Here is a 4,296-nt window from a genome sequence, read left to right as displayed (position 1 = left end):
GCCGGCCCTTCGCGTCAGTGCGCGGCGTGCGGGTCCCCGGCGGCCCGCGGCTCCCCGGCGACCGGCAGGTCCCCGGCGGCCCGCGGGACGAAGCGCGCGAACGGGTCGGCGACCTCCGCGCAGTGCTCGGACAGCAGGGCCCGGAAGCGGTCGAGCAGTGCCGCGTGCCGGGCGTCGACCGCGAGGTTGACCAGTTCGCCGGGGTCGGCCGCGAGGTCGAAGAGCTGCTCCCGATGGTCGCCCCAGGCGTAGCACACGTACTTGTGCCGCCCGGCGCGGACCATCCGGCCCAGGGCGTTGTTGAAGCCGGGGATCTCCCAGCGGGTCTCGACCACCACGCTGTCGTGCGGCCGCGGGGCGCGGACGCTGCGGCCGGGCAGCCCGTCGGGCCCCTCGATGCCGGCCAGGTCGCAGAGCGTCGGGATGAGGTCCAGCCCGGCCGCGACCAGCCGTTCGTCGACGGCGCCGGCGGCCACCCCGGGCGCGGAGACCACCAGGGGCACCCGCACGCACTCCTCGTACAGGGCCCACTTCTGGTTCCAGCGGTGGGCGCCCGCGCCGTCGCCGTGGTCGGAGCTGAACACCACCACGGTCCCGCGGTCCGTGCCGCGCTCCGCCAGGGCCTCCAGCAGCAGTCCGATGTGCCGGTCCACCCGCTCCACCAGGGCGTAGTAGGCGTGCCGGTAGCGGCGCCAGTCGTCCTCCCGCCACTCGGCGGTCGGGTGGGTGTGCGGCTGGGCCAGCCGGGCCAGCCGGGGCAGTGCCGGATCGTACGGCCCGACCGGGAAGTTGGCGGGCAGCGGCGGGAGTCGCGGGACGGGCGGCGCGGGCGGGAGCGGACCGGTGCGCGGGTCCTGGCCGCGGGCCCACTCGCAGATGCCGTGCGGCTCCAGGAAGGAGGCGACCAGCAGGAACGGCCGCTCGCGCGGTGCGCGGACGAACTCCGCGGCCGCGCGGGCGAGTCCGGCGTCGTCCCCGCCCGCCGGGTGGATCCGGCGAAAGCCCCGGTCCGTGGGCAGGTCGAGCTCGGGCAGGTGCCACTTGCCGCCGTAGCCGCAGTCGTACCCGGCCTCGGTGAACAGCCGTCCGAGCAGCGGGTCCTCGGGGCCGCCGGTGTTGCCGGTCACGCCGACCGTGCTGGGCAGGCGGCCGGTCATCAGACTGGCCCGGGAGGGGGTGCAGAGCGGCTGGGCGCAGTAGGCGTTGGGGTAGCGGGTGCCGGCGGCGGCCAGCGCGTCCATCGCGGGGGTGCGCAGGTACGGGTTCCCGGCGGCGCTCATCGCGTCGGCGGTCTGCTGGTCGGTCAGGATCAGCACCACGTCCGGGCCGCTCCGGTTCAGGGGGTCGGGCACGGGTCAGGCCATCCGTTCGTAGGTGTGCGGGTCCAGCGCCCGGCGCAGCGGCGCCCCGCGCAGCCAGCGCTCGAACTCCTCGACGACCAGATCGCCGAGGCGGCGGCGCTCAAGCCCGCGGCTGCCCGCCAGGTGCGGGGTGACGACGACGTTGGGCAGGGTGAACAGGGGTGAGCCGGGCAGCGGCGGCTCGGGATCGGTGACGTCCAGCACGGCGAAGAGGTCCGGGCGTTCGGCGAGGACGGCCAGCAGCGCGGGCTCGTCCAGGACGGCTCCGCGCGAGGTGTTGACCAGGGTGGCGCCGGGCTTCATCGAGGTCAGCAGCCGCCGGCCGACCAGGCCCCGGGTCCCGGGCAGCAGCGGAGTGTGCACGCTCACCACGTCGGCGGTGGCGAAGAGCTCCTCCGGGCCGACGGCCCGGACCCCGGGCGGCGGCGCCGGGGCGTACGGATCGTGCGCGAGGACCTCGACGTCGTAGCCGCGCAGCATCTCGCAGACCAGCCGCCCGGTCGCGCCGAGCGACAGGACGCCGACGGTGGAGCCGTACGCGCCCGGGGTGCGGGCGGCCGGGACGGCGGCGCGGGCGGCCCGGGCGGCGAGGACGTGGCGCCAGCCGCCCTTGAGGGCGTAGACGATCTGGGCCACGGTGAACTCGGCGACCGGGACGGCGTTGGCGTGCGCGGCGGTGACGATCGGGATGCCCGCCGCCCAGAACGCCTCGCCGGCGATCCGGCGCACCGAGCCGGCGGCGTAGAGCACCAGTCGCAGGCGGGGGAGCCGGGCCAGGGCGGCGGCGTCCAGGACGGGGCCGCCCCAGCCGGTGAACAGCACCTCGACGTCGCGCAGCGCCTGCGGTGCGGCGGCCAGCCGTTCGGTGCTCCACACCCCGTCGGGCGAGGCCGGGTCGGCCAGCACCTCGGCCCGGGCGGCGACCCGGGCGCGCGTCCGGGGGCCGTACACGTCGGGGAAGCGCTCCGGGTCCATCGCGAAGGCGGCGGTGGGCATCCGGTTCTCCTCGGGTCGCTGACGCACAAGGAGTTTCTATCACAGTGAGAAATAGTGGGGGTTTCGTCGTGCCGACGTCGTGCCGACGTCGTGCCGGCGTCGTGCCGGCGTCGTGCCCGTAACGCGTGGCCCGCGGGCCTCAGCGGGTGATGAAGGTCGCCCCGTCCGCGAGCCGCACCGCCGCCGAGGCCGCGCCGACCAGCTCGGTGGTGGTGCTGTGCACGACCACCAGGCGCGGCAGCACCGGCACCCGCCCCTGGAGCCGGCTCTCGATCGCCGCCGGGAGCTCGCCCCCGCTCTCCCAGAACAGCCGCCCGCCCAGGGCGATCAGCTCCGGCGCCAGCACCGCGCTCAGGTTGGCCACCACCAGCGCCAGGTCGTCGGTGAGTTCGCCGATCAGCCGGACCGCCGCCGGATCGCCCTCGCGGCCCAGCCGGAACAGGCCCGCCACCCGCTCCGCCGGGGTGCCGGACACCGTCAGGCCGGCCTCGGTGATCCGCCGGTCCACCGCGTGGTCGCCGATCCTCGCCTGGGTGTCGCCGGTCCGTCCGAGCGGCCGGTCCAGCGCCGCGTGGCCGGACATCAGATGGCCCAGCGCCCCGGCCGCGCCCAGCCGGCCGCGGTGCAGCCGGCCGTCCAGCACGATCCCGGCGCCGACCTCGATGCCCACCACGACAGCCGCCAGGTCGCCCACGCCGGACGCGGCCGGCGACTGCCGCACCGCCAGCGCGACCAGGTTGACGTTGCTCTCGACCGCCACCGGGACGCCGTAGCGCTCCTGGAGCAGCACGCCCAGCCGCAGCCCGGGCCAGTCCAGGGCGGGCGCGAACTCCACCAGCCCGGTGCGGTCCCGGACCACCCCGGGCACGCCCACGACGAGGGCGCGGGGCGCCCCCGCGTGCCGCCCGGCCCAGTCCCGCAGGCCGTCCACCAGCGCGAGCAGGGGGCCGGTCAGGTCGCCGGCCGCGATCTCCCGCGGGCGGTCCGGGCCGGGGAACGCCCAGTGGTGCTCGGCCTCGTGCAGCACCGTGCCGTCCAGGGCGGCCACCACGCCGACGATCCGGCGCGGGCGCATCGCGATCGCCAGCACGGTCTGCGCGCGGGCGTTGTACCGGATCAGCTGCGGCGGCCGGCCCCCGCTGGACGGCGCCCGTTCCGTCTCCACCTCCACCAGCCCCTCGGCGCGCAGCACCTCGACCAGCCGGTGCACGGTCGCGGTGCTCAGCCCGCTCTCGGCGGCCAGCCGCTGCCGGGACAGCGTGCCGTGCCGCCGCAGCACCTCCAGCAGGACGGTCTGGTTCACCTGGGCGACGGTCTGCGTCGTGGCGGTGGCGGGGGTACGGCTCGGGGGCATCGCGGGCTCCTCGGCCCGGGTCGGGCCCGGGCGGTCAGGACTTTGTCTCAGCTTGAATATATCCTTGGTCCGGCCGTCCGGGGCCGCCCGACAAGCCATGGAGCCGCCATGCCGCTCGCCTACTCCACGCTCGGCGTCCCCGGGCTCCCGCTGGCCGAGGCCGCCCGACTCGGCGCCGACCACGGCTGGGACGGGCTCGAACTGCGCTGCGCCGAGGGCGAGTCGGTCCACCCGGCGATGCCCCCCGGGGAGCGCCGCGCCGCCGCCCGCACCCTCCGCGCGCACGGCCTGACCCCCCTCGCGCTCGCCTCCTACGTCGGCGTCGCCGCCCCCGGACCGGACGCCCCGGTGACCGACGCGCTCCGCTCCCACCTGCGGCTCGCCGCCGACCTGGGCGCGGGCGCCGTGCGGGTCTTCCCGCGCGGCGGCGACGGTCCGCGGGCCGAGGCCGACGACCGGGGCGCCCGGCGGCTCGCGGCGGTCGCGCGGGAGGCCCGGGCGCTGGGCGTCCGGGTGCTCGTCGAGACCCACGACTCCCACCGGGGCGGACGGGCGGTGGCCGGGCTGCTGGCCCGGGTCGCCCAC

4 protein-coding genes are annotated in these 4,296 nt (G+C 77.3%); 1 reads left to right on the top strand and 3 read right to left on the bottom strand.

Annotated elements, in window-relative coordinates; all coding sequences use genetic code 11:
* Positions 1-14 precede the first annotated feature (14 nt).
* From ACIQOV_RS29845 to ACIQOV_RS29835, 3 genes are all read right to left on the bottom strand, one after another.
* Positions 15-1,352 carry a sulfatase gene (locus ACIQOV_RS29845; RefSeq protein WP_401053698.1) on the bottom strand — a complete coding sequence of 446 codons (1,338 nt, stop codon included), beginning with the start codon at positions 1,350-1,352 and terminating at the stop codon, positions 15-17.
* A 3-nt stretch (positions 1,353-1,355) separates the two neighbouring features.
* The gene (locus tag ACIQOV_RS29840) at positions 1,356-2,357 is read right to left on the bottom strand and encodes a hydroxyacid dehydrogenase (protein WP_401053696.1); all 1,002 of its coding nucleotides are present in this window, start codon (positions 2,355-2,357) and stop codon (positions 1,356-1,358) included.
* Positions 2,358-2,496: 139 nt separating this feature from the next.
* Positions 2,497-3,711, bottom strand: a complete 1,215-nt coding sequence (locus ACIQOV_RS29835) for an ROK family protein (protein WP_401053694.1) — start codon at positions 3,709-3,711, stop codon at positions 2,497-2,499.
* Positions 3,712-3,819: 108 nt separating this feature from the next.
* On the opposite strand from ACIQOV_RS29835, the gene ACIQOV_RS29830 reads away from it, so the two are divergent.
* A partial coding sequence (locus ACIQOV_RS29830; protein WP_401053692.1) for a sugar phosphate isomerase/epimerase family protein occupies positions 3,820-4,296 on the top strand: 477 nt, incomplete at its 3' end.

Origin of the sequence: Kitasatospora sp. NPDC091257 (assembly GCF_044757675.1) — a bacterium.
GTDB classification, from domain to species: domain Bacteria; phylum Actinomycetota; class Actinomycetes; order Streptomycetales; family Streptomycetaceae; genus Kitasatospora; species Kitasatospora lactacystinica.
Note: the sequence above shows the minus strand (reverse complement) of the source record. Positions and strands in the feature narration are given on the sequence as shown.